The sequence below is a fragment of the Rhodosalinus sp. genome, assembly GCF_041685465.1.
In the GTDB taxonomy this organism is placed as follows: Bacteria; Pseudomonadota; Alphaproteobacteria; order Rhodobacterales; family Rhodobacteraceae; genus Rhodosalinus.
Map to the genome: position 1 here is coordinate 1 of NZ_JAWLFS010000303.1, position 3,072 is coordinate 3,072.

Annotated in this window: 3 protein-coding genes; all 3 read left to right on the forward strand. The window is 69.2% G+C overall.

All coding sequences use genetic code 11. From position 1 onward, the window contains the following. The first annotated feature begins 59 nt into the window (after positions 1 to 59). A complete protein-coding gene (locus tag ACESL7_RS14815) occupies positions 60 to 1,118 on the forward strand; it encodes a HesA/MoeB/ThiF family protein (RefSeq protein WP_372894068.1) in 1,059 nt (352 codons plus the stop codon). Positions 1,119 to 1,461: 343 nt separating this feature from the next. Next, on the forward strand, positions 1,462 to 1,773 hold the full coding sequence (gene groES, locus ACESL7_RS14820; protein WP_372894066.1) for a co-chaperone GroES: 312 nt from the start codon (positions 1,462 to 1,464) through the stop codon (positions 1,771 to 1,773). Between the two features lie 55 nt (positions 1,774 to 1,828). Next, positions 1,829 to 3,072 (forward strand): chaperonin GroEL (groL, locus tag ACESL7_RS14825; protein WP_372894067.1); only part of this gene is annotated, 1,244 nt, incomplete at its 3' end.

Genomic DNA, 3,072 nt, shown 5'->3' on the forward strand with positions numbered 1-3,072 from the left:
GAGGCGCTTTCCGAGACGCCGCGCGGCGCGGGTGGCTTCGGCTCGACGGGGCGCGGCTGATGCTTCTGGTTCTCGGACTGGCCGCGCTGATCTGGTTCGGCGGCGGGCTTCTCGGCCAGCCCCGGCAGGCGCGGGCGTTGCTCCTCGGGCTGCTCTACATCGCCGTGCTGATGGTGCAGGTGGCGCTGCCCGACGGGCATCCGCTGCGCCTCGCCACCGGGGGATCGCCCGCGCTCTGGCTGCTCATCGGCGGCTTCGGGGCGCTCGGGGCGGCCTATGGCCTCGGCGTGCGGCGGTTGAAGGGCCGCGCCGTCGAGAAGGAGGCCGCCGAGGCCCCCGCGCCCCGCCCCGACGCGATGAGCGAGGCGGAACTCGACCGCTACGCGCGCCACATCGTGCTGCGCGAGCTCGGCGGGCCGGGGCAGAAGGCGCTGCGCGGCGCGCGGGTGCTCGTCGTGGGCGCGGGCGGGCTTGGCGGGCCGGCGCTTCAGTATCTCGCGGCGGCGGGCGTCGGGACCGTCGGCGTGATCGACGACGACACGGTGGAGAACGCCAACCTGCACCGGCAGGTCGTGCACCGCGATGCCGACATGGGGATGCCCAAGGTCTTTTCGGCGAAGGCTGCGCTCGTCGCGCAGAACCCGCATGTGACCGTGCGGCCCTACAACCGGCGCCTCACGGCGGAGATCGCGGAGGAGCTCTTCGGGGATTACGACGTTATCCTCGACGGCTCCGACAATTTCGCGACGCGCGAGCTCGTCAACCGCGCGGCGGTCGCGGCAGGCAAGCCGCTCGTCTGGGGCGCGATCACGCAGTGGGAGGGGCAGCTCGCGGTCTTCGACCCGGCAGAGGGCGGGCCGTGTTACGCCTGCCTCTTCCCCGAGCGCCCGGCGCCGGGCCTTGCGCCCGGCTGTGCCGAGGCCGGGGTCGTCGGACCGCTGCCGGGCGTGGTGGGCACGATGATGGCCGTCGAGGCGATGAAGGTGATCACCGCCGCCGGCCGGCCGCTGTTGGGGCGGCTCATGCTGTACGATGCGCTTTATGCCGAGGCGCGCGTGATCTCGGTCGCGCGCCGGCCCGGCTGCCCGGTCTGCGGCGGCGCGACCCCGGAGGAGTAGGGCCCAAGCGGTTTGAAAACCGCTTGCGCAAGGCGCTTGCAAGCGCCTTGCGCATCGCCTGCCGTCCGGGCCGGCCCGCGCCACGGCGCGCCCTGCGAAGGGCGGGCCGCACCGGAACCATGCGCCGTGTCGCGGTGGCGCGTGAGCCGGTGCGCCGCGGGCGACGGCAGGGCAGGACCAGCCGCGCCGGGCCGCTGCGGCCGCCCCGCGCCGAGCAGCGCGCGCCATCTTGACAGGGCGGCTGGCTTTGCGTATCTCGCTCCCGTTAGCACTCGTGATGAGTGAGTGCTAATACCCCGGGAGCGAGGGGTCATTTTCAACCTTTGAGCAAGGAGCCTCAAGGATGGCATTCAAACCGCTTCATGACCGTGTGCTGGTTCGCCGCGTCGAGAGCGACGACAAGACCGCAGGCGGCGTGATCATCCCCGACAGCGCCAAGGAAAAGCCCCAGGAGGGCGTGGTCGTCGCCGTGGGCGCCGGTGCACGCGACGACGACGGTGACCGGATCGGGATGGACGTCAAGGAAGGCGATCACATCCTCTTCGGCAAGTGGTCGGGCACCGAGGTGACCGTCGACGGCGAAGAGCTGCTGATCATGAAGGAAACCGACATCCTCGGGATTCTCGAGGGCAGCTCGGCGGCGCAGGCGGCCTGATCCCGGCCCGACGCCCACCCCTTCGGATCAACCCTGACATCAGGAGAGAACACGCATGTCTGCAAAGGACGTGAAATTCGAGACGAACGCCCGCGACAAGATGCTCAAGGGCGTCAACACCCTCGCCGACGCGGTGAAGGTGACCCTCGGCCCCAAGGGCCGCAACGTGGTGCTGGAGAAGTCCTTCGGCGCGCCCCGGATCACCAAGGACGGCGTCACCGTCGCCAAGGAGATCGAGCTCGAGGACAAGTTCGAGAACATGGGCGCGCAGATGGTGAAGGAAGTCGCCTCGCGCACCAACGACGAGGCGGGTGACGGCACCACCACCGCGACCGTGCTCGCGCAGGGCATCGTCAAGGAAGGCATGAAGGCCGTGGCCGCCGGCATGAATCCGATGGACCTCAAGCGCGGCATCGATCTGGCCTGCAACAAGGTCGTGGAGCACATCAAGTCGGCGGCACGCCCGGTCGAGGGCTCCGACGAGGTCGCCCAGGTCGGCACCATCTCGGCCAACGGCGAGAGCGACATCGGCCAGATGATCGCCGATGCCATGCAGAAGGTCGGCAACGAGGGTGTGATCACCGTCGAAGAGAACAAGGGCATGGAGACCGACGTCGAAGTCGTCGAGGGCATGCAGTTCGACCGTGGCTACCTCTCGCCCTACTTCGTCACCGACTCCGAGAAGATGGTGGCCGACCTCGAGGACTGCCTCATCCTCCTGCACGAGAAGAAGCTCTCCTCGCTGCAGCCGCTGGTGCCGCTCCTCGAGCAGGTCATCCAGAGCCAGAAGCCGCTGCTGATCGTGGCCGAGGACGTCGAGGGCGAGGCGCTCGCGACGCTCGTGGTCAACAAGCTGCGCGGCGGCCTGAAGATCGCCGCCGTCAAGGCGCCCGGCTTCGGTGATCGCCGCAAGGCCATGCTGCAGGACATCGCGATCCTGACCGGCGGGCAGGTCATCTCCGAAGACCTCGGCATGAAGCTCGAGAACGTCACGATGGACATGCTCGGCTCGGCCAAGAAGGTGAACATCACCAAGGACGAGACCACGATCGTCGACGGCAACGGCGACAAGGCCGAGATCGAGGCCCGCGTCAGCCAGATCCGTCAGCAGATCGAGGACACCACCAGCGACTACGACCGCGAGAAGCTCCAGGAGCGCGTGGCCAAGCTCGCAGGCGGCGTCGCCGTGATCCGCGTCGGCGGCATGACCGAGGTCGAGGTCAAGGAGCGCAAGGACCGCGTCGACGACGCGCTCAATGCGACCCGGGCCGCGGTGCAGGAAGGCATCGTCGTCGGCGG

Bases quoted from the DNA above. Each gene is read 5' to 3' on its own strand.
- ACESL7_RS14815 (WP_372894068.1), top strand. From the start codon at position 60: ATGCTTCTGGTTCTCGGACTGGCCGCGCTGATCTGGTTCGGCGGCGGG.
- groES (WP_372894066.1), top strand. From the start codon at position 1,462: ATGGCATTCAAACCGCTTCATGACCGTGTGCTGGTTCGCCGCGTCGAG.